Here is a 19,048-nt window from a genome sequence, read left to right as displayed (position 1 = left end):
CTGACGCACCGACGTGTGCCATTTTGCGACCGCTTCGCGCTCGATCGCAGCCTTCGGCAGCGGCTACAGGTTAAGGATCGCTGTAGCCGCTGACGAGAAACGAAGGCTGCGATCGGCGGCAAAGCCGTCGTAAAATCTGACGCACCGACGTGTGCCATTTTGCGACCGCTTCGCGCTCGATCGCAGCCTTCGGCAGCGGCTACAGGTTAAGGATCGTTGTAGCCGCTACCGAGGAACGAAGGCTGCGATCGGCGGCAAAGCCGTCGTAAAACCTGACACGCCGACGTGTGCCATTTTGCGACTACAGGTAATGCCCACGCCTATTCATCAACCACACTTTCTGTCATTTGCAGCAAAGTGAAACAATCTCCTGCCAATTAACAATTTTTTCACGAAATTGACACCTCGCCATCACGCCGGATAGGATTCGCGCCAACGCCTGTGGCGCATAGCCATACACCAACTTTCTGAAAGACCGGCACGCCGTTTTCGTGCAGGTCTTTTTTGTTTATGTGAAGCAACCACCACTCAATGTTTCAGCTTGAATTCCACAGCGCGCTCTATTCAGAAATAAGGAAAATAATATGTACAAAAAGCGAATAGGCCTTATCGCTTTGGGCGTACTTAGTGCCACCCAAGTCATGGCTAACGATCAAGCTGATTCAAAAGGTTTTGTTGAAGATAGCCACCTCGATGTACTGGCGCGTAACGCCTACATCAGCCGTGACTACAAGCATCACAAACAAGATAAAGCCGAATGGGGCCAAGGCTTCCTGGGTACGTTCTCCTCGGGCTTTACTCAAGGCACCGTGGGCGTGGGTGTAGATGCCTTTGGTATCTACGCACTGCGTCTGGACGGCGGCCGCGGCAACAGCGGCGCGGGCGGCATCGACTTCTTTAAGCAAGGCGACAGCGGTAAAGCCGCGCGTGATATTGCTAAAGCGGGCGCAGCGGTCAAAGTGCGCGTTTCCAACACCGTGCTCAAGTACGGTGATCAAATGCCGGCCCTGCCGGTATTGATGTACGACAATTCGCGTCTGATGCCTGAAAGTTACACCGGCACCCTGTTGACCTCCAAAGAGATCGACGGCCTTGAGTTGAATGTCGGTCGTTTCACCGCCGAGTCGCGTAAAAGTGCCGACGGCCGCGACAGTGGTGACCTGAAGCGCATCGACGTCTTCGGCGGTAGCTACAAGTTCACCGACAACTTCACGGCGTCGCTGTACGGCTCCGAAATGAAAGAAGAGCTGCGTAAACAATACCTGGGCATGACCTACGTACTTGCGCTGCCAGACAAACAGTCCCTGACGTTTGACTTCAACGGCTACCGCACGCACCTCAACGAAGACTATGCCCGTGATGTGCTGAAGCTTGATGGTCAGGACAACAAGATCTGGAGCCTGGCGAGCACCTACGCCTTTGACGCGCATACCGTGACATTGGCGTTCCAGAGCAGCACCGGCGAAATCGGCTACCCGTACGGCGGCTACCGCAATGCGGAAGGCGTGGGCGATGGCGGCAATACCATCCTGCTGGCCAACTCCTACTGGTCTGACTTCAACGCCAAAGACGAGCGTTCGTGGCAGTTGGGTTACGGCTTCGACTTCGGCTCCGTAGGCATTCCGGGTCTGACTTACAACATTGCTTACGTACGCGGCACCAACATCGACGACGGCACTGGCCGTGGTCGTGGTACCGAGCGTGAAATTTTCAACCAGGCGAAATACGTTGTGCAAAGCGGCCCGGTCAAAGACCTGAGCGTGCGTCTGCGTGGTTCGTGGTTGCGTGTATCGAACAACGCCAGCGCCTACAACGTCGGCGGCAACGAAGTGCGCGTGTATGTTGATTACCCGATCAGCATTTTCTGATGCTACCGGCCTGACAGACAGGCTGGATATCTGAATAAAAAAGCCCCGACGTGTCGGGGCTTTTTTTCGCGCTGTGATTTAGGTCTGGCCCCAAGTGCTCATACGTTGAGTTCTTTGGCTTTCTTTTCGCTGTCTGTATTAATGAAGTTCAATACGAGGTTGAACAACAGGTAGAGGCTGAAGGTGATCAGAAGAGTCCCAAGCAATTGGTGACTCGGTTGATCAAAATTTATTTGGTCTTGAATGGCTTTGGGCAACGCTTCATAAAAAGGAGTGCTTGCAGTGCTTTTGGATGCATAAATGCACAAAGTCACCTTGAAAACCGCCGTAGCAAACAAAAGCGTATTGAAAAGAGACTTAAAAATATCTCTCAAGAGATAGGGGCAAAACTGGCTGCTAAGGGCACGTTTTTTGGGGCCCTTGAGTATGTATACCAAGAAGGTGATCAGGAGAAATATTAAACAGCCCAGAGCAAATAGGCCTAGCGTTAGGAGATCTTTGTTCATCCACAGCAACAGATAAGACAATGCAGCGCCACAGATGGCCCCTATCAAGCTGCTCAGTGTTTTTCTGGCGACGGACAACCAAACGTCTTTTCCTTCGAGTGTCACTTGTTTCGCTCCTTGAGGGGATTGTCTGCCATCCGCTACTTTCGAAAGGCCAAAACGAAAAAACCCGCCAGAAGGCGGGTTTTTCGGGAGCTTCAAAGACTGTGAAAACTGTCTGTGAAGCTTTGTATGGTGCCGGCACCAAGAGTCGAACTCGGGACCTACTGATTACAAGTCAGTTGCTCTACCAACTGAGCTATACCGGCGTTATGGGCGACGAGTATACCCGGATGTTTGAGCTTGTAAACCCCTGATAACAGACTATTTTTACTCTTTCGTCAGCAGGCCCGAAAAATCGAACTTCTGATGGCTGTCTTTTTCATACCTGTACAGGGTTTGAGGGGGCAAGCGCCATGACTGAAGTGATCACTGCCCATGATTTGGGCATCACGCTGGACGCCAAAGATGAGTGCGCCTTGTTCAAATGGTTTGTGGCCAGCTTTTTGATGGGCAAGCGGATTCAGGCGCCTATTGCCGCCAAGGCTTACCACCTGCTGGTGAATGAGCATGGGTGCGACTCGCCAGACCGTCTGGCTCGACTGTCCCATCGCCAACTGGTGGCGATTCTCGGCAAGGCCCATTACGTGCGCTATGACGAGTCCACGGCCACCCGCCTGTCAGCGTTGGCCCTCAAACTGGTCAATGAGTACGGGGGGCGTTTCAATTCGCTGTATAGCGCCAATTATGATCGACAGGCCTTCGAGCGCCGTTTACTTGAGTTCGACGGGGTCGGGCCTAAGACCGTAGAAATTTTCATGCGTGACGCAGCACCGGTGCTGTTTTGAGCGGCGTCTTCATTGGCTGTGCCGGTTGGAGCATCGGGCGAGACTATTGGCCTCGGTTCGCGGGGCAGGGCACTCATCTGCAGCGCTATGCGGGGCAATTTTCAGCAGTGGAAATCAACAGCTCGTTTTACCGTCCTCATCGGCCGCAAACGTATAAACGATGGGCAGACAGCGTAGGGCCGGATTTTCGCTTTTCGGTCAAACTGCCCCGCAGCATCACCCATGAGCGACGCCTGAAAGACTGTGAAGGTCTGCTGGATGATTTTTTTTCGCAGTGCAGCCATCTGGGCGATCGGCTGGGGTGTGTTCTGGTGCAGTTGCCGCTGTCATTAGTCTATGACGCGCACGTTGCACAGGTGTTTTTGCAGGCAGTGCGGGCTCGCTACACAGGGGCATTGGCGCTGGAGCCCAGGCATGATTCGTGGGCGGCCGCCGAAGCGTGCATGCAAGGTCTGCACATCGCTCGCGTCGCTGCCGATCCAGCGGTGTTGAGCGCTGGCTTTGAGCCGGGGGGCTGGGCGGGGCTGCAATATTGGCGCTTGCATGGCTCGCCGCGCATCTACCACAGCGAGTATGGCGAGGCGCGGCTTCAGGCCTTGGCGCGTCACGCACGGGCGAAGTCAGCCAGCGAGTATTGGTTTATTTTCGACAACACTGCCAGCGGGCATGCCATCAGTGATGCGTTGACCTTTCAAACCGAATTCTCGAGCTTGCTGAACCCCAGCTCAAACAGTGTGCCTTGAGCATCGCTGCGTACCTGAACCTGGCCGCCATGCAGGTGCATGATGGACTGCACTATCGCCAGCCCCAACCCGCCCGAGTCGCCCGGTTGGGCGCGTGACGGGTCAACCCGGTAGAAGCGATCGAACAGTTTGTCGAGATGCTGCGTGGCAATCGGTTGGCCGAGGTTGTGCACGCCCACCCAGCACATCGTCTCATCATCACGGCGTTGCAAGTGCAGGGTTGAACCCGCTTGGGCATGGCGCACGGCATTGGCCAGCAAGTTGCCCAGGGCCCGTTGCAGCAGTTGCTGGTCGGCCATCAGTGAGCCATTGAGCTGATTTTCAATGTTCAGTTGGCGATCTTCGGCCAGCGCCTCGAAGTAATCACAGAGCTCGTTACCCACCTCATGCAGATCCAGCGTTTGCAGGTTCAGAGGGCGCTGGCCGTGTTCAGCGCGGGCGAGAAACATCAGGTTTTCGGCCATCCGGTTAAGACGCTCGTATTCCTCAATATTGGAGGCCAGCACGTCCTGATAGTCGGCAGGGCTGCGGGGTTGATTCAAGGCCAGGCTGTTGCTGCCCAACAGGTTGTGCAGGGGCGTGCGGATTTCATGGGCCAGATCCGCCGAAAATTGCGATAGCCGCGCAAAGCTGTCTTCAAGGCGCGCCAGCATGGCGTTCAGCGCCTGTACCGGCTCTTTGAGTTCAGTCGGCACCGCATCGGTTGGCATGCGCTGATCAAGGCTGCGCGGGTCGATGCCGCGCATGCTTTGCGCCAGCTCGCGCAGGGGCAACAGGCCGCGGCGCAAGAGCAGCAAGCCAAGCCCGAACGCCAGCAAGGCGCCCACTCCCACGGCGCCATACAAGCGCAGACGGTAGCTGGCGAGCATGTGCTCACGTTCATCAAGGCGTTTACCGACCAGCACATTAAGGGTTTCGCCGGCGGGGCCCTGAGCGAACCCGGCCAGTACGATCATTGCCTCTACAGTATGAATGTCGCTGCGTTGGGGCGCCTGTACCTGAGCAATGGCGGGCACATTGGGCAAGGGTTGTTGATGCGGGTTGATGGCAATCAATGGGCTGCCATCTTCACGTTCCACCCGCAGCACGCTGTCCACGTTGCCCAGCATGTTCTGGTACAGCCGTGGGCGCTCTTGCAGGGCCTCCAGGCTGTCGCTGTCGTGCAACAGGGCCCGTACTTGTTCAAGGCGGCCGAGTAACGCCTGATCGTCCCTAAAGGCCAGCTCCGACGCCAGTGAGCGATACAGAAACACTCCGATCGCACTCAGAACCAAGGCGCAGGTCAATGCAATCGCCAGCGCCAGACGCCAGGCGATGGATTTACTCATCGGGGGCTTCCAACTGATAGCCGACGCCGCGCACGGTGTGAATCAGTTTGGGCATGTAAGGGTCGTCGACTTTGGAGCGCAGACGGCGCACAGCCACTTCGACCATGTTGGTGTCGCTGTCGAAGTTGAGGTTCCAGACCTGAGAGGCAATCAAGGTGCGCGATAAGACTTCGCCCTGGCGGCTGGCCAGCAGTTGCAACAGCGCGAACTCTTTGTTGGTCAGGCTGATACGTTGTCCGCCCCGGCTGACGCGACGTCGCAGCACGTCAATTTCAAGGTCGGCAATGCTGTAGGACTCGGCTTCGCGCAGTGGGCCGCGTCGCAGCAGCGTGCGCACCCGCGCCAGTAATTCGGCAAAGGCGAAAGGCTTGAGCAGATAATCATCGGCACCCAGTTCAAGGCCGCGAACGCGGTCTTCAATGGCGTCTTTGGCGGTCAGGAACAGTACCGGCGTAGCACCGCGCTGGCGAATCAGTTGCAGCAATTGCCAGCCATTAAGACCCGGCAGCATGACGTCCAGGATGATCAGGTCGTATTCCTGCTGCTCAATAAAATAACGGCCGTCGAGCCCGTTCAGCGCCACATCCACCGCAAAACCTGACTCCTTCAGGCCTTTGGCCAGGAAATCTGCTGTTTTGGCTTCGTCTTCAACCACTAACAAACGCATCGCACACCTCGATCAATCGTCTGCACAGGCTAGGCGTGTTCACGCGGGTTGCCTATTACAAACTTGTAATGCAACTGACGGGGTTCTGACGGAGGTCACTGGTTAAGGTGGGCGCATTCGAACAGGAGTGTGCCCATCATGTTGAAAACCCTATTGATATGGACTGCCCTGGGTGTAACGGGCAGTGCGATTGCCGCGCCTAATCTGGTGCGCCATGCCGACCTGGATCTGGCCACCGCCCGCCAACTGGCAGACGCCGCGCTCACCCAGTGTACCGGTGCGCTGACCGTGCTGGACCGCGGCGCCAATGTGCTGGCAGCCATGCGCCCGGAAAGTGTTGGCCCGCACAACTTGCTGGCCAGCCAGCGCAAGGCCTACACCGCACTGTCGACCAAAACCCCGACCCGGCTGTTTGCCGAGCGTGCCCGCACCAACCCTGAAGCGGCCAACCTCAACTCCATTGCCGAGTTGCTGTTGTTGGGCGGCGGTGTGCCGTTGTTTGCCGACAGTGAACTGGTGGGCGCCCTTGGGATAGCGGGAGCGGGAGGCGCAGAGCAAGACGAAGCGTGCGCAAACAAAGCGGCTGAACAAATTGGCCTGAAAACTCAACGCTGAGTTGAGTGTTTTTTAACCATTACTTGAGGACGAACCATGAATGCTTTGCGAATGACAGTAGCGGCTTTGGGCCTGAGCGCCTTCTCCAGCCTGGTATTGGCGGCGGGCAACCCGTTGAGCGTGCACGTGCTTAATCTGGAGAACGGCTTGCCTTCACCGGGCGTGAGCGTGACGCTGGAAAAACACGTAGGCAAGGACTGGCAGTCGTTGTCTCAGGGCGTGACCAACGAACAAGGGCGCATTGGCGAATTGTTTCCGGCCAAGCAAGCGCTGGAGGCAGGCGAGTATCGTGTGGTGTTCAAAACGGGCGAGTATTTCAAAAAGGTTGGGCGTGACACTTTCTTCCCGGAAATTCCGGTGATTTTTGAAGTGAAGAATGTGGACCAGCATTACCACATTCCGTTGTTGCTCAGCCCGTATGGTTTCTCGACGTATCGCGGGTCGTAGTAGCACCCTCACCCCATCCCTCTCCCAAAGGGAGAGGGAGCTGATGGGTGTTGTTATTGAAGGCGCATGCGGTCAGTACCCTCTCCCTCCGGGTGAGGGCAGGCCCTGAAGTTATCCACAGCGCTGGGCCAGCACCATCAAATTGCGCGGCGTCAGCTGGCTGTCGCAAAACTCGCCGACCTGCACGTCGTAGCCGTTTTCACGCAGGTACAACGCTCGATCCAGCACCAGCCATACCTCCAGCGGCCGACGGAAAAGCCCGCGCACCAACTCAAGATTACGCACCTGTGCCAGTCGCTCCCAGCCTGCAGCTTCCAATGCCACCCAATCTTCGTCGCCTGCTGTGGATAACTGCTTGAGCGCCGCCAAGTCCTCGCAATACTGCGCAAATGGCTTGTTTAGCCAGGCGCTGGGCAGTGAGGGTGTGGATAAGTAGTCTTCACTGCCACGTCGCTGGCGCTGCCACAGATCAAACCCCAAGCGCCGCGCCATCGACTCATCGCGCTGACGCCGCACACGGCTACCGGCCGTTACGGTTTCACTCATGGGCAAGCTCAAGTCTTCTTGCGACAACTGCAACGCTGACGCTTTGGCCGCCGTGGACAACGGCTGATAGTGCGACGCCTCAATGCGGTTATAGCAGCAGGGCGAGAGGGCAAGTTGTGCACAGCCCGCAGCGCTGGCCAGTTGCAGCAGTCGCACATGTAAATCGCCACAGGCATGCAGCGCCACGGGCGTCATCTGTGCAGTGAGCTGTAACGCGGCATCGGCAAGCAACACATCCTGTTGTACATGCCGGGCCGGGAAATGATGGCGTTGGCTCAGGTGCTGCCCGGATTCGATCAGCGCCGGGTCGTATTCCAGGCACGTCAGTTGCTGGCCGGGGCCGAGTAAGCGGCGGCCCAGATGGCCTTTACCTGCGCACCAGTCGAGCCAGTGCTCAGGTGCTTCTTTGAAACCCAGACGTTGTGCGAACGCTTCGATTTGCTGCCATTTGCGGCCCGGCACGTCCACCTGCAAACGCGCGGCGGCGGGCGTAAGTGGGTGTTCAGGCAGCCGAGGCATGGCGCTCAGGGCAAGCGAGGTAGCCGCCCACTCAGAGAACGGTGCAGGCGCGATCAAGTCGTGAGGGGCGTTATGGCAGGCTTCGGCGTCTTGCAGTGAGCGTTGGCGCAACCACTGAGAGAGGTGGGGGTGGTGCGCTTCCCACGGCACATTCAACTGGGTGAATGGCCGTGGGCGCCACAGGTACTGGTGATCACGCAGGTACGTGTCCAGTGCCTTGAAGTGGGCGAGCAGATCAGCGCCCTTGGCAGGCATCGACGCGCAACCAGCGCTCCAGCAGCTTGAAGCCCTGAATCAGTACAAATGACATCACCAGATAAATCAGGCCGGCAATCAGGAACATGTCCACCGTCTGGTACGTGCGGGCAATGATGGTGCGGGTCATGCCCGTCAGTTCCAGCAGGGTCACGGTGCTGGCCAGCGAGCTGGCCTTGAGCATCAGGATCACTTCGTTGCTGTACGCCGGCAGGCCGATGCGTGCAGCTCGGGGCATCACGATATGCACCAGTGTTTTGAAGCGCGACATGCCCAACGCACGTGCCGCCTCGATTTCACCCGGCGGAATGGCCTGAATCGCCCCACGCAGAATCTCGGCGATATAGGCCGCCGTGTGCAGGGTCATGGTAATGACCGCGCACCAGAACGGGCTACGCAGATACGGCCACAACACGCTGTCACGCACCACTTCAAACTGCCCGAGGCCGTAATAGACCAGAAACAACTGAATCAGCAGCGGCGTGCCGCGGAAGAAAAAGATGTACGCATACGGTAACGAGCGCACGTACCACAGCTTGGATGAGCGGGCGATGCCCAGCGGAATGGCGACGATCAAACCGGCGATGACCGAGATTGCCGTCAGTTCCAGCGTCAAGGTTGCGCCTTGAATCAGCTTGGGCAGCCACTTGATGAAGAGTTCCAACAACATTACGTTCTCCTCACGAAGCCGCGCGCCGCGCGTTTTTCAAGCACGTGCATGGTGCCCATGGCCAGTACGGTCAGGCCCAGGTACATCACGGCAGCCACCATGTAGAAGGTGAACGGGTGTTTGGCGAAGGTCACGGCGTTTTGCGCCTGACGCATGATTTCTTCCAGCCCGATAACCGACACCAGCGCGGTGTCTTTCATCAGAATCATGAACAAATTGCCCAGGCCGGGCAGGGCGATGCGCCACATTTGCGGCAACACCAGCCGGGTGAAAATACGCGGCTTGGACAGGCCCAATGCCATGCCCGCTTCACGGTGGCCTTTGGGGATGGCCAGAATGGCGCCACGAAATACTTCGGTGGCATAAGCACCAAAGCACAGGCCCAACGCGATCACGCCCGCGGCGAAAGCGCTCAGGGTGAGGTCTGGCATGCCGATGAACTCACCGATAGCGCGAACGGCATTGACGCTGCCAAAGTAGATCAGCAGCACCCAGAGCAGCTCGGGAACGCCGCGTACCAGGGTCGAATAGGTGCCACCCAGCCATTTAAGGGGCTTGTAGGGGGACGTTTTGGCCAGGGCACCGAGCAATCCGAGCACCAGGCCCAGACACAGCGCAGAAAGTGCCAGTTTGACGGTCATCAGCGCGCCAGCGGCAAGCGCCGGGCCGAATCCGTATAAATCGATAGTCATAGGTTAGGTTGGCTTTGCTAGGGACCGGTGCTGCGCGAGGCAGCACCGGTCAGGCAGATCATTCAATGCTGAATGGGAAATACCTATCATTGATCTTCTTGTAGGTGCCGTCTTCTTTGATTTCTTTGAGCGCAAGGTTCAGTTTGGTACGCAGTTCGTTATCGCCTTTGCGCAACGCGATACCGACCTTGTCGTCTTCGTTGACAGGCTCGCCTTTAAATTCATATGCCTGACCGGCTTCACTTTTGAGCCAGTCGTAGTTGGCGTATTTGTCAGCCAACAAGGCATCCACACGGCCAGACGTCAGGTCCAGGTAGGCGTTTTCCTGAGTGTCATACAAAGAGACCGTCGCGTCTGACCCCAGGTTGTCTTCCAGCCAGGTGGCGGCTTGAGTCGAGCGCTGAGTGCCAAGGGTTTTGCCTTTGAGCGAGTCAATGTCGGTCTTGAAGTCGACATCTTTAGGCGCGATGAACTGTTGCTTGTTGGAGTAGTAAGGGTCGGTGAAATCCACCGCTTGCTTGCGCTCGTCAGTAATCGACAGCGAAGACACGATGAAGTCGAACTTTTTGGCGTTCAGCGCCGGGATGATGCCATCCCAGTCCGAGGTGACGATTTCACACTCGGCTTTCATTTTGGCGCACAGGGCCTTCGCAATATCCGCGTCAAAACCGACCACTTCACCGCTGGCGTTCTTGTTGTTGAACGGAGGGTAAGCGCCCTCAATACCCACTTTGTACTTATCCACAGCCAAGGCATTGGCGCTGAACACCAGCGTGGCGGCAGCGGCCAGAAGAAACTTTTTATAGTTCTGCATTCGTGTTGCTCCGTTAGCGATTGCTGGACATGAATTGTTTGCAGCGCGCGGAAACCGGGTTGTCGAACACCTGTTCAGGCGACCCTTGCTCTTCGATCAGGCCCTGGTGCAAAAACACCACTTCGGTGGACACCTGACGAGCAAAGCCCATCTCATGGGTGACCAACAGCATAGTGCGGCCTTCTTCGGCGAGCGCGCGGATCACATTAAGTACTTCCTGGACCATTTCCGGGTCAAGCGCGGATGTCGGTTCATCGAACAGAATGACTTTGGGCTGCATGGCCAGCGTGCGGGCAATGGCAGCACGTTGTTGCTGGCCACCGGACAACTCGGACGGGTAGGCGTGGCGCTTGTCAGCAATGCCAACCTTGGCCAGCAAGGCTTCAGCCACTTCGATGGCCTCGGCTTTGCTCTGGCCCAACACACGCCGTGGCGCCTCGATGATGTTGTCGAGGATGGTCATGTGCGGCCACAGGTTAAAGTTTTGAAACACAAAACCCAGTTCACTGCGCATGCGATTGATCTGCTTGCCATCGGCCGCGACCAGTTCGCCGTTTTTGGCTTTTTTGAGTTTGAGCTCTTCGCCGGCGACCAGAATCTGGCCCTCGTGCGGGTTTTCCAGCAGGTTGATGCAGCGCAACAGGGTGGACTTGCCTGAACCGGAAGAACCCAGGATCGAGATCACGTCGCCGTCGCGTGCGGTCAGCGAGATTCCTTTAAGGACCTCAAGCTCGCCGTAGCGTTTGTGCAAGTTGCGGATTTCAAGCGCGGGCGTGGCCAAAGCCATGTGCGTTCCTCATTGTGTTCGGGTGCGAACCTGCTGTTAGGCGACGTGCGTGGAGCATGGCGCAGGCCAAGCTAGCATAGGGCCGCCAAGGCAACCAGCCGTCCTCGCAGCACATAAAAGCCTCAAGGTTGTCGTGTGTCGCATCGCTACAGCTGACTGTCGCGTCGACAACAACACAACCCTGTTGTGCGCCGTTCGGCCAGACAGGTGTCGCGTAAAAAAGGTCGCGATGTTGCCAGCTTTGGCCCGGTGTTGGAAGCGCGAACCTACTAAAGGGTCAAGTTGTGCACCGCTTTTAGGCGATATGGGCAGTTTTGGGTATTTTTGGTGCGTCTGGCACTCTGTAACTGAGTGTTACGGTAACGGATTCGCGAAAATCTATGGCTGCCAAAGGGTTGCAATGTGCCATCTCGTCGTTGCAAGCCGCTAAAACTGTGCACTTGTCACATTTTGGCGCACTTATTGCGTCAATAATTTTAAACGCCCCGTATGTTACTTTTTACGAGAAGGTAACCCTACGCGGCGCTCGGAATGGCTTTCACTGCAAAGGTAGTCCCATGAGCAATATGCAAACCTCTAACGACCTGGAGCAAGGGCTCAAGCCACGGCATGTGACCATGCTGTCAATTGCCGGGGTCATTGGTGCCGGCTTGTTTGTCGGCTCCGGACACGCGATTGCACAAGCGGGTCCTGCTGTGCTGCTGGCCTACGCCGCAGCGGGCACATTGGTGGTACTGGTGATGCGCATGCTGGCCGAAATGGCCGTTGCCTCGCCGGACACCGGTTCGTTCTCCACCTACGCGGACCGTGCCATTGGGCATTGGGCCGGTTTCACCATTGGTTGGTTGTACTGGTGGTTCTGGGTATTGGTGATTCCGCTGGAAGCCGTCGCGGCCGCGACCATCTTGCATGCGTGGTTTCCGGGCACCGAAGTCTGGGTGTTTACCTTGGTCATCACCCTGTTACTGACCGCGACCAACCTGTTCAGCGTCAAAAACTACGGCGAGTTCGAATTCTGGTTTGCGCTGGTCAAAGTGCTGGCCATTGTCGGCTTCATCATCCTGGGCGTAATGGCGATTTTCGGCTTCTTGCCGAACAGCCAGGTCAGCGGTGTGTCGCATCTGGTCGATACCATCGGGTTTATGCCTAACGGTCTGGGTGCTGTACTCGCTGCCATGTTGACGACCATGTTCTCGTTTATGGGCACAGAAATCGTCACCATTGCCGCTGCAGAATCCAAAGACCCGAGCAAACAAATCACCAAGGCCACCAACTCGGTGATCTGGCGGATTGGCTTGTTCTATCTGGTGTCGATCTTCATTGTTGTGGCCTTGGTGCCGTGGAACGATGCGGGCCTTGCTCAATTTGGCTCCTACCAGACCGTACTCGATCGCATGGGCATTCCGAATGCCAAATTGATCGTTGATATTGTGGTGTTGATCGCGGTCACCAGCTGCCTGAACTCGGCGCTGTACACCTCGTCACGCATGCTCTTCTCGCTGAGCAAACGCGGTGACGCCCCTGCTGCGGCCAAGCGTACCAACGCCAGCGGCACGCCATACTGGGCGGTGATGATGTCCACAGGCGCAGCATTTTTGGCGGTGTTCGCCAACTACGTGGCCCCGGCTGCCGTGTTTGAATTCTTGCTGGCCAGCTCCGGTGCTATCGCCCTGTTGGTGTACCTGGTGATTGCCGTGTCGCAACTGCGCATGCGTCAAAAGCGGATGGCGCTGGGTGAAACCATCTCGTTCAAGATGTGGCTGTTCCCGGGTCTGACGTGGGCAGTGATCGTGTTTATCGTGGCAATTCTGACCGTCATGCTGTTTCAGGAAGCCCATCGGGTGGAAATCATGGCCACGGGTTTGCTGAGCATCCTGGTGGTGGCGGCGGGCCTGCTGGTGGCACGTCGTCGGCGCATTGAGAGACTGGGGGCAACGGTACTCAACTAGGCACCAGGACGGTGTTTACGGTTGAGTGACGCAAAAAGCCGCCACCCTTAGGGGTGGCGGCTTTTTTGTGGGTGCAAGTGGGGTGTCAGGCCGTTTTGGGCACCGTGAAGCGGAACTCGCTGCCTTCACCCAGCGTACTTTCGGCCAGCAGTTGGCCGCCGTGGGCCTTGATAATGCCCTGGGAGATATACAGGCCTAACCCTGTGCCCAGTGCATTGCCTTCTTTGGCCGTCCAGTAACGGTCGAAGATGTGAGGCAGTTGCTCAGGCGCAATGCCTTTGCCAGAGTCGCGCACGCTGAAAACAATGTCATCGCCGTTGGACATCGCCACCACGCCGATTTTGCCTTGTGCCGGGGTGAACTTGATCGCATTGCCGATCAAGTTGGACAGCACTTGAAACAGGCGCTCAGGGTCGGCATGCATTTTCAGATCCGGCTCGGCGTGAAAGGTCAGCTCCACAGCCTTCTCCAGCGCCAGCGGCGTGAGCAACGAAAACGCCTCCTCAAAAATCTGACTCACATCCAGCGATTGCGGGCTGATGGTGTAGCGCCCGGCTTCGATTTTGGACGTGTCGAGCAAATCATCCAGCAGCACACTCATGCGGTTGCTGGCTTGCTGCATGGTGTCGATGGCTGAGGTAATGCGCCGCGAGGTGTGCGGGCCGTTGTTGCTGAAGGCTTTTTGCATCATGCCGCACAGCATCGAAATGATGGTCATGGGGTTACGCAGGTCATGTGACACCACCGCCACCAGTTCATCGCGCGCTCGAACTGCGGCCTGCTCGCGCACAACCTGACGCGACAGGTCATTTTCCAGTGCCGAGCGGCGCAGGTCATTGGCAGCGAACAAATCCCCGTGGCTCCAAGGGGTGGAGATGCCATCCATCTCCACCTTCCAGATTTCGAACGAGGTGCGCGGGCTTAAGCGCAGGCCGTTGGCACTGGGCTCCAGGTTCAGCGGCTTGTTGGGGTCACCGCTCCACTGGATGCTCTCCTTGACCTCGCTGCGAAACCACATCACAGCGTTATCGACGGGTTTGGGCAGGCTCATGGCCAGCAGGCCGCTGGCGACGTCCTTGTACGCTTGTGCGGGGGCATAGACCCCGCTGAGGTTGTGGCTGGAGAGCACCGACTTGCCGCTGTCCCTGAACCATTGATGCAATGAGCGGATAGCCTGTGGCGAAGGGCACAGGCCATAACAATGCAGTGCCTTGTCTTCAAGAATCGCCACACCACTGGCGCCCGTCAGTTGCATCAGCGTCTCAGGCGTTTGCACCAAACCATCGAACACGGCCTCGGGGCTGTTCACCATGGCATCGTTCAAGATCACCAGGGCGTCCATCTTGGCGTCGCGCTGACGGCTGATCTCCAGGGTCTGCAGAGCACTGATTTGCAATGACAAGACCTGACCAATGGTCTGGCAGGCCATGCGCAGTTCATGGGGTACATGCAGTGGCTGGCGATGCCCGCAACTGATCAGGCCCCACAACCGGTCGCCGTCCATCAAGGAGATGCTCATGGACGACAGCACGCCCATGTTCTTCATGTACTGACAGTGAATCGGAGAAACACTGCGCAGGGCCGCGCCACTCAGGTCCAGCGGGGCGCCGGTGTCCGGGCGCAGAAGCGGCAGCAACGCCACGGGTTGGTAGTCGGCATTGGGGATGATGCGCAGCCAATGGGTGCGGTATAGCTCGCGGGCTTGCTCGGGAATATCGGACGCCGGGAAAAACATCCCGCTGAACAACTCCATGGACGGGGAGGACGCTTCGGCAATCACCTGCCCATGACCCTCTTCCTCGAAGCGGTAAATCAGCACGCGGTCATAACCCGTGAGGGCCTGTATTTCGCGTACGCAGATCTCATAGAGCGCTGGCAGCGTCGTTGCCGCTTGTAGCCGTTGCAGCATGCGGCTCAGGTTGCGCACCTTGCTCATGGTGCTCTCAAGCGCTGAAGCGTCGGGTTTCAACTCCAGTTCCAGCACCAATAGACCTTCTTCGCGGTGCAGCAGGCCTTCGTAGTCGCCGCCTTGCAGGCTCAAGGCCAGAGGCGGTGCTTCGCTCAGCGACGGATACTCACTGGCCTTTCGTACGGCGAGTGCCGCCTCGTCGTCGGTGAGGGCGCACAGCGGCTGGCCCAGCAGCGATTCGGCAGTTAATCCGAACAGGGCGTGCACGTTGGTACTGATTTGCTGAATTCGCAGGTCGGGTTCAGTCAGCGTCACTAACAGACCGTGCGGCTGTATCGCGCCGGGATAGCGGATCGGCTCATCGGCACAATTGGCCAGCAACACCTCAAAGGCCTGAGGGTCGAGTGGGGTCATAACAAAACCTCCTGACGTTCGAGCCACTGCTCGAAGCAACTAAACGTAGAACAGGCAGCGTGTACGACCAGAGCTCGCGATGGAGCATCGAGTGGCACGCTGCCTAGAAAATCGAGAAACGCCTTCCATTGCATGCCCGTGGCTTGCCCATAAACATAGAGAAATGCGCAACCGTTGTCCGTATCCAGGCCTAGCTGCTCGAACAGGTGCTTGCGCAGTACATTGCCGCCCAGTGTGGCGCCTTCGAGCACGTACAACACGCCGAGCACACTGGCAGGGTGGTCGAGTGGCGGCAGGGTGTCGCACACGGGTAATGACGGGATGTGCACATTCAGGGCGCGCAAATCCTGCCGCAGCGCCGGTGTTTTGAGCCGTGTCGACAGCTCGAACCCATCAGGAAGTGTGCAAGCCCGCAGGTTGCTCTCCAGTGGCTGATAGAAACCGTAATACGCCGCCAGTAACTGTTTGTAGCACTCAAGATCAAGCCTCTCGGAGAAAAACGGCAGGCGTTTTTCGAGGGCTACATGCAAGGTTTGAGTACCGGCGCGCAGCGCGCTCAGCACAGATGATGGGGGTGGGGGAGGGCTGTCATGGGGCATGCCTAGTTATAGGGCTCTCTGGGTGCGCATGGAATAGGCGCTTGGGACTATTTGAAGCCAACGCATGAAAAAAGTGCGATTAATTTGCTATTGATGAATCGCAAATCGTGGGAACCGTCTTAAATGTAGGCTGGAAATCTATTCGTTCAAGGTAAGGTGCCCATGCTCGAATTACGCCCCAATTGCGAGTGCTGTAATTGCGAATTGCCGCCTGATTCACCTCTGGCACGTATTTGCTCATTTGAGTGTACGTTTTGTGCGTCCTGTTCGGAGCAGACACTGGGTGGGCTTTGCCCTAACTGCGGGGGCGAATTGCTGGTGCGGCCACGCAGGCCGGTTGAAAAGCTGGCGAACTATCCTGCTTCCACCACACGGGTCTATAAGCCCGACGGTTGCCATCCGGCGGGCCGGGTCATGGATCGTGTTACTGAGTGAGCGCATCCACGGTCGCTTTTGCCGCGCGCAGGGCGTGACACAGCAAAAAGGCCTGATGAGCATCGATGATGCTGGCGCCGGTTGCAGCGGCCTCCAATGAGTGGGCGGCGGCTGACAGAATTTCCGAAGCGCTATTTAAGGCGTCGCTGGCTGCAATATTGGGCGTGACGCTGAACAGCATTTGATTTAGCTGAGCGTGGCCGGTTGGGTGGAAGGCGAGGGGGGTGGTCAGAAGGTGGGTCATTCGAGAAGCTCCGTTTACAGATGAGAGCTGCCACGTTCGTTTCCAAGCGAATGGGTGGCAGCCGTGCGCAGGTTGGAAAACCGGGGTAAACGGAACCCGGCAGGCACGAGGCCTCCCACGCACAGCTGCCATAGAGATTTATTTCAGGCATAAAAAAACGCCTGAAATACTCATGTTGGCGCTGTAGCACCGTTTACGATTCGGGTTTCCAAGCCCGGCCGCGGGATTGACCGCGACGCAGCGGACTTTAGCGCTCGGCCAATCTCATGGCAAGCCTTCAAAAGCCCCTCACCCTAGCCCTCTCCCAGAGGGAGAGGGAACTGATAGGGGGATGCTTAAGCCTTGCACAGAATTCGAAAACAATCCGATCAGCCCCCTCTCCCTCCGGGAGAGGGTTGGGGTGAGGGGAGCTGACGCCCACACTCGCTGATCAAGCAGGTTCCTACACCCGGCCGCGGGATTAAGCGCTCGGCCAACCTCTTGGCAACCCTCAAAAGCCCCTCACCCTAGCCCTCTCCCAGAGGGAGAGGGAACTGATTGGGGGATGTTTGGGCCTTGCACAGAATCCGAAAACAACCCGATCAGCCCCCTCTCCCTCCGGGAGAGGGTTGGGGTGAGGGGAGCTGGCGCCCACACTCGCTGAAGTTTCCTACGGGATTGGGTGGCAGCCATGTGCGGGGTAGGAATACCGGGAAAGTTGGCACCCGGCCAGACCGAAGTCTGCCCGCACACAGCTGCCATAGAGCGTTATTTCAGACACAAAAAAGTGCCTTCAATACAGTCATGGGCTCTACTCGCTAACTTTTCGAACAGGTTCCTACACCCGGCCGCGGGATTTAGCGCTCGGCCAGCCTCATGGCAAGCCTTCAAAAGCCCCTCACCCTAGCCCTCTCCCAGAGGGAGAGGGAACTGATAGGGGAATGCTTAAGCCTTGCACAGAATCCGAAAACAATCCGATCAGCCCCCTCTCCCTCTGGGAGAGGGTTGGGGTGAGGGCAGCTGACTGCTCACACTCTTTGAAGCCCCCAAGGCCCCTCCCTGCCGTCAGTGTGCGCTGCGCTCGGCACGCTCAGCCAGCAGGCGAGACGCCTCAACGTAGGCTTTGGAAAACTCCGGGGATTCAACCCACGCCAGCGCGCTGTCTTCGTCATCGCCGTGAACGGTCATGCGGAAGGCGATCAACAAGCCCATCAGGAAGTCAGTGGCATTGTCTTCCTCTTCCTCGGCAATCACCAGTTCCAGCACCGGGTATTGCAGGAAAACACTGCACATCGCTTGCAGCCCCTTGGCTTCGGCGGCTTTCATGGCTTCAAACAAATCTTCAAAGTCGGACGGCTCAAAACCATTTTCTTTGATGTCTTGAAAATCAAAGGTGCTGAGGTCGATTTTCACGTCATCGAACGGGTGGTCGATGAGGGTTGCAGACGTGCTTTTACCCGGCTTGCCCATGCGGTTCTGTTTGGCCTTGGATTTGGCCCGCTGTGCGTGTTTCTGCTGCTTCTTTGGCGTTGCCATGAACGTGTGTCCTTTACGGGCTAAGGGGTTATTGAACCTGTCCTGTTCGCAATACTCAAATCTCAACAATGAACGGACACCCAAGGATGCACCGAACCATGAAGCTCTCCTCGTTGACCTTCCTTTGCCTGACGGCTGTGGCCACTCACGCCAGCGCTTCCAGCCCCGACGCATGGGCTGCCTATGACAAGGCCGTACTCACAAGCTGCACCAAAGCCAGCACGTTGAAAAATGCCAGGCCCGTTGGTACGCCAGCGCAATTTGATGATCGTGTGGGTTACACCGCGATTCTGCTGCAAGGTGAGTATCCGCAGAAACATATGAAGGGCAAGCAGGGCACCGAGCTTTGCCTCTTTAACAAAAAGGCTAAAACGGCACATGTGGCAGAGTGGGACTCTATTCGTTCAGGCAAGCCATAACGGCGGGCGATTAAATCGCGCCCAACAAAAAACCCGCACTAGGCGGGTTTCTTGTTTGCGTTGAGGTGGTGTGAACACCACATCAATGCTGAATGTGGTGCCCAGAGACGGAATCGAACCGCCGACACGGGGATTTTCAATCCCCTGCTCTACCGACTGAGCTATCTGGGCAACGGGGCGCATTAGAAGCTTTTTTCGTTAACCCGTCAAACACTTTTTT

At 57.3% G+C, this 19,048-nt stretch carries 20 protein-coding genes and 2 tRNA genes; 8 read left to right on the top strand and 14 right to left on the bottom strand.

All coding sequences use genetic code 11. The features are described 5' to 3' along the window. Positions 1-584 precede the first annotated feature (584 nt). The gene (locus FJD38_RS09245) at positions 585-1,868 is read left to right on the top strand and encodes an OprD family porin (protein ID WP_146384977.1); all 1,284 of its coding nucleotides are present in this window, start codon (positions 585-587) and stop codon (positions 1,866-1,868) included. A 98-nt stretch (positions 1,869-1,966) separates the two neighbouring features. Here the strand turns inward: FJD38_RS09245 and FJD38_RS09240 are convergent, their stop codons facing one another. Together FJD38_RS09240 and FJD38_RS09235 are read right to left on the bottom strand one after the other, a co-directional pair. Further along, on the bottom strand, positions 1,967-2,479 hold the full coding sequence (locus FJD38_RS09240) for a hypothetical protein (protein WP_122785297.1): 513 nt from the start codon (positions 2,477-2,479) through the stop codon (positions 1,967-1,969). A 127-nt stretch (positions 2,480-2,606) separates the two neighbouring features. Beyond that, a tRNA-Thr gene (locus FJD38_RS09235) sits at positions 2,607-2,682 on the bottom strand. A 147-nt stretch (positions 2,683-2,829) separates the two neighbouring features. On the opposite strand from FJD38_RS09235, the gene FJD38_RS09230 reads away from it, so the two are divergent. Then, positions 2,830-3,261, top strand: coding sequence for an HhH-GDP family DNA glycosylase (locus FJD38_RS09230; protein WP_146384974.1), 432 nt, complete (start codon positions 2,830-2,832; stop codon positions 3,259-3,261). Continuing rightward, on the top strand, positions 3,258-4,004 hold the full coding sequence (locus FJD38_RS09225; RefSeq protein ID WP_146384972.1) for a DUF72 domain-containing protein: 747 nt from the start codon (positions 3,258-3,260) through the stop codon (positions 4,002-4,004). Before FJD38_RS09230 ends, FJD38_RS09225 begins: the two co-directional genes overlap by 4 nt. Here the strand turns inward: FJD38_RS09225 and FJD38_RS09220 are convergent. Together FJD38_RS09220 and FJD38_RS09215 are read right to left on the bottom strand one after the other, a co-directional pair. Then, a complete protein-coding gene (locus tag FJD38_RS09220) occupies positions 3,953-5,332 on the bottom strand; it encodes a heavy metal sensor histidine kinase (protein ID WP_146384970.1) in 1,380 nt (459 codons plus the stop codon). The genes FJD38_RS09225 and FJD38_RS09220 overlap by 52 nt on opposite strands. Next, complete coding sequence (locus FJD38_RS09215) at positions 5,325-5,999, bottom strand: heavy metal response regulator transcription factor (protein WP_122785293.1); 675 nt, start codon at positions 5,997-5,999, stop codon at positions 5,325-5,327. The genes FJD38_RS09220 and FJD38_RS09215 overlap by 8 nt, the downstream gene beginning before the upstream one ends. Before the next feature lie 138 nt (positions 6,000-6,137). Between FJD38_RS09215 and FJD38_RS09210 the strand changes: the two genes are divergently transcribed. Both FJD38_RS09210 and uraH read left to right on the top strand, forming a co-directional pair. After that, on the top strand, positions 6,138-6,614 hold the full coding sequence (locus FJD38_RS09210; protein ID WP_208727507.1) for a GlcG/HbpS family heme-binding protein: 477 nt from the start codon (positions 6,138-6,140) through the stop codon (positions 6,612-6,614). Between the two features lie 36 nt (positions 6,615-6,650). After that, positions 6,651-7,061: a hydroxyisourate hydrolase gene (gene uraH, locus FJD38_RS09205; protein WP_122785292.1), complete on the top strand. Its 411-nt coding sequence runs from the start codon at positions 6,651-6,653 to the stop codon at positions 7,059-7,061. A gap of 111 nt (positions 7,062-7,172) precedes the next feature. On the opposite strand, the gene FJD38_RS09200 is transcribed toward uraH, so the two are convergent. From FJD38_RS09200 to FJD38_RS09180, 5 genes are read right to left on the bottom strand one after another with little or no spacing between them, the layout of a single operon-like run. Then, positions 7,173-8,381, bottom strand: a complete 1,209-nt coding sequence (locus FJD38_RS09200; RefSeq protein ID WP_146384968.1) for a methyltransferase — start codon at positions 8,379-8,381, stop codon at positions 7,173-7,175. Further along, on the bottom strand, positions 8,362-9,051 hold the full coding sequence (locus tag FJD38_RS09195) for an ABC transporter permease (protein WP_122785290.1): 690 nt from the start codon (positions 9,049-9,051) through the stop codon (positions 8,362-8,364). Before FJD38_RS09195 ends, FJD38_RS09200 begins: the two co-directional genes overlap by 20 nt. Continuing rightward, complete coding sequence (locus tag FJD38_RS09190) at positions 9,051-9,743, bottom strand: ABC transporter permease (RefSeq protein ID WP_122785289.1); 693 nt, start codon at positions 9,741-9,743, stop codon at positions 9,051-9,053. Before FJD38_RS09190 ends, FJD38_RS09195 begins: the two co-directional genes overlap by 1 nt. Before the next feature lie 58 nt (positions 9,744-9,801). Then, positions 9,802-10,557: an ABC transporter substrate-binding protein gene (locus tag FJD38_RS09185; protein WP_146384966.1), complete on the bottom strand. Its 756-nt coding sequence runs from the start codon at positions 10,555-10,557 to the stop codon at positions 9,802-9,804. A 13-nt stretch (positions 10,558-10,570) separates the two neighbouring features. Further along, on the bottom strand, positions 10,571-11,344 hold the full coding sequence (locus FJD38_RS09180) for an ABC transporter ATP-binding protein (RefSeq protein ID WP_146384964.1): 774 nt from the start codon (positions 11,342-11,344) through the stop codon (positions 10,571-10,573). A gap of 557 nt (positions 11,345-11,901) precedes the next feature. Here FJD38_RS09180 and gabP point away from each other — a divergent pair. After that, positions 11,902-13,293 (top strand): GABA permease, encoded by a 1,392-nt coding sequence (gabP, locus tag FJD38_RS09175; protein ID WP_122785286.1) that lies wholly within the window; start codon positions 11,902-11,904, stop codon positions 13,291-13,293. An 85-nt stretch (positions 13,294-13,378) separates the two neighbouring features. Here gabP and FJD38_RS09170 read toward each other — a convergent pair whose 3' ends face one another. Continuing rightward, entirely contained in the window at positions 13,379-15,616 is a 2,238-nt protein-coding gene (locus FJD38_RS09170) for an ATP-binding protein (RefSeq protein ID WP_146384962.1), read from the bottom strand. After that, positions 15,613-16,215 (bottom strand): biliverdin-producing heme oxygenase, encoded by a 603-nt coding sequence (locus FJD38_RS09165; RefSeq protein ID WP_146384960.1) that lies wholly within the window; start codon positions 16,213-16,215, stop codon positions 15,613-15,615. The genes FJD38_RS09170 and FJD38_RS09165 overlap by 4 nt, the downstream gene beginning before the upstream one ends. Before the next feature lie 162 nt (positions 16,216-16,377). Here FJD38_RS09165 and FJD38_RS09160 point away from each other — a divergent pair, with 162 nt between their 5' ends. Then, a complete protein-coding gene (locus FJD38_RS09160; RefSeq protein WP_146384958.1) occupies positions 16,378-16,650 on the top strand; it encodes a DUF1272 domain-containing protein in 273 nt (90 codons plus the stop codon). Here FJD38_RS09160 and FJD38_RS09155 read toward each other — a convergent pair. Both FJD38_RS09155 and FJD38_RS09150 read right to left on the bottom strand, forming a co-directional pair. Next, positions 16,640-16,894 (bottom strand): hypothetical protein, encoded by a 255-nt coding sequence (locus tag FJD38_RS09155; protein WP_146384956.1) that lies wholly within the window; start codon positions 16,892-16,894, stop codon positions 16,640-16,642. The two genes, FJD38_RS09160 and FJD38_RS09155, sit on opposite strands and share 11 nt — an antisense overlap. A gap of 1,044 nt (positions 16,895-17,938) precedes the next feature. After that, positions 17,939-18,409 carry a hypothetical protein gene (locus FJD38_RS09150; RefSeq protein ID WP_146384954.1) on the bottom strand — a complete coding sequence of 157 codons (471 nt, stop codon included), beginning with the start codon at positions 18,407-18,409 and terminating at the stop codon, positions 17,939-17,941. 98 nt (positions 18,410-18,507) lie between these two features. On the opposite strand from FJD38_RS09150, the gene FJD38_RS09145 reads away from it, so the two are divergent. After that, positions 18,508-18,828, top strand: coding sequence for a hypothetical protein (locus FJD38_RS09145; RefSeq protein WP_146384953.1), 321 nt, complete (start codon positions 18,508-18,510; stop codon positions 18,826-18,828). A gap of 95 nt (positions 18,829-18,923) precedes the next feature. Here the strand turns inward: FJD38_RS09145 and FJD38_RS09140 are convergent. Then, positions 18,924-18,999: transfer RNA gene (locus FJD38_RS09140), tRNA-Phe, on the bottom strand. Between the last annotated feature and the right edge of the window lie 49 nt (positions 19,000-19,048).

The sequence above is a fragment of the Pseudomonas saxonica genome, assembly GCF_007858365.1.
In the GTDB taxonomy this organism is placed as follows: domain Bacteria; phylum Pseudomonadota; class Gammaproteobacteria; order Pseudomonadales; family Pseudomonadaceae; genus Aquipseudomonas; species Aquipseudomonas saxonica.
The sequence above is the reverse complement of the archived record's forward strand: the minus strand, read 5'-3'. Positions and strand labels throughout refer to the sequence as shown.

What these genes read in the sequence shown, in the direction of transcription:
- FJD38_RS09150 (WP_146384954.1), bottom strand. Translation starts at nt 18,409, where the DNA reads ATGGCAACGCCAAAGAAGCAGCAGAAACACGCACAGCGGGCCAAATCC.
- FJD38_RS09200 (WP_146384968.1), bottom strand. Translation starts at nt 8,381, where the DNA reads ATGCCTGCCAAGGGCGCTGATCTGCTCGCCCACTTCAAGGCACTGGAC.
- FJD38_RS09195 (WP_122785290.1), bottom strand. Translation starts at nt 9,051, where the DNA reads ATGTTGTTGGAACTCTTCATCAAGTGGCTGCCCAAGCTGATTCAAGGC.
- FJD38_RS09215 (WP_122785293.1), bottom strand. Translation starts at nt 5,999, where the DNA reads ATGCGTTTGTTAGTGGTTGAAGACGAAGCCAAAACAGCAGATTTCCTG.
- FJD38_RS09160 (WP_146384958.1), top strand. Translation starts at nt 16,378, where the DNA reads ATGCTCGAATTACGCCCCAATTGCGAGTGCTGTAATTGCGAATTGCCG.
- FJD38_RS09180 (WP_146384964.1), bottom strand. Translation starts at nt 11,344, where the DNA reads ATGGCTTTGGCCACGCCCGCGCTTGAAATCCGCAACTTGCACAAACGC.
- FJD38_RS09170 (WP_146384962.1), bottom strand. Translation starts at nt 15,616, where the DNA reads ATGACCCCACTCGACCCTCAGGCCTTTGAGGTGTTGCTGGCCAATTGT.
- uraH (WP_122785292.1), top strand. Translation starts at nt 6,651, where the DNA reads ATGAATGCTTTGCGAATGACAGTAGCGGCTTTGGGCCTGAGCGCCTTC.
- FJD38_RS09185 (WP_146384966.1), bottom strand. Translation starts at nt 10,557, where the DNA reads ATGCAGAACTATAAAAAGTTTCTTCTGGCCGCTGCCGCCACGCTGGTG.
- FJD38_RS09155 (WP_146384956.1), bottom strand. Translation starts at nt 16,894, where the DNA reads ATGACCCACCTTCTGACCACCCCCCTCGCCTTCCACCCAACCGGCCAC.
- FJD38_RS09145 (WP_146384953.1), top strand. Translation starts at nt 18,508, where the DNA reads ATGAAGCTCTCCTCGTTGACCTTCCTTTGCCTGACGGCTGTGGCCACT.
- FJD38_RS09220 (WP_146384970.1), bottom strand. Translation starts at nt 5,332, where the DNA reads ATGAGTAAATCCATCGCCTGGCGTCTGGCGCTGGCGATTGCATTGACC.
- FJD38_RS09210 (WP_208727507.1), top strand. Translation starts at nt 6,138, where the DNA reads ATGTTGAAAACCCTATTGATATGGACTGCCCTGGGTGTAACGGGCAGT.
- FJD38_RS09245 (WP_146384977.1), top strand. Translation starts at nt 585, where the DNA reads ATGTACAAAAAGCGAATAGGCCTTATCGCTTTGGGCGTACTTAGTGCC.
- FJD38_RS09230 (WP_146384974.1), top strand. Translation starts at nt 2,830, where the DNA reads ATGACTGAAGTGATCACTGCCCATGATTTGGGCATCACGCTGGACGCC.
- FJD38_RS09165 (WP_146384960.1), bottom strand. Translation starts at nt 16,215, where the DNA reads ATGCCCCATGACAGCCCTCCCCCACCCCCATCATCTGTGCTGAGCGCG.
- gabP (WP_122785286.1), top strand. Translation starts at nt 11,902, where the DNA reads ATGAGCAATATGCAAACCTCTAACGACCTGGAGCAAGGGCTCAAGCCA.
- FJD38_RS09190 (WP_122785289.1), bottom strand. Translation starts at nt 9,743, where the DNA reads ATGACTATCGATTTATACGGATTCGGCCCGGCGCTTGCCGCTGGCGCG.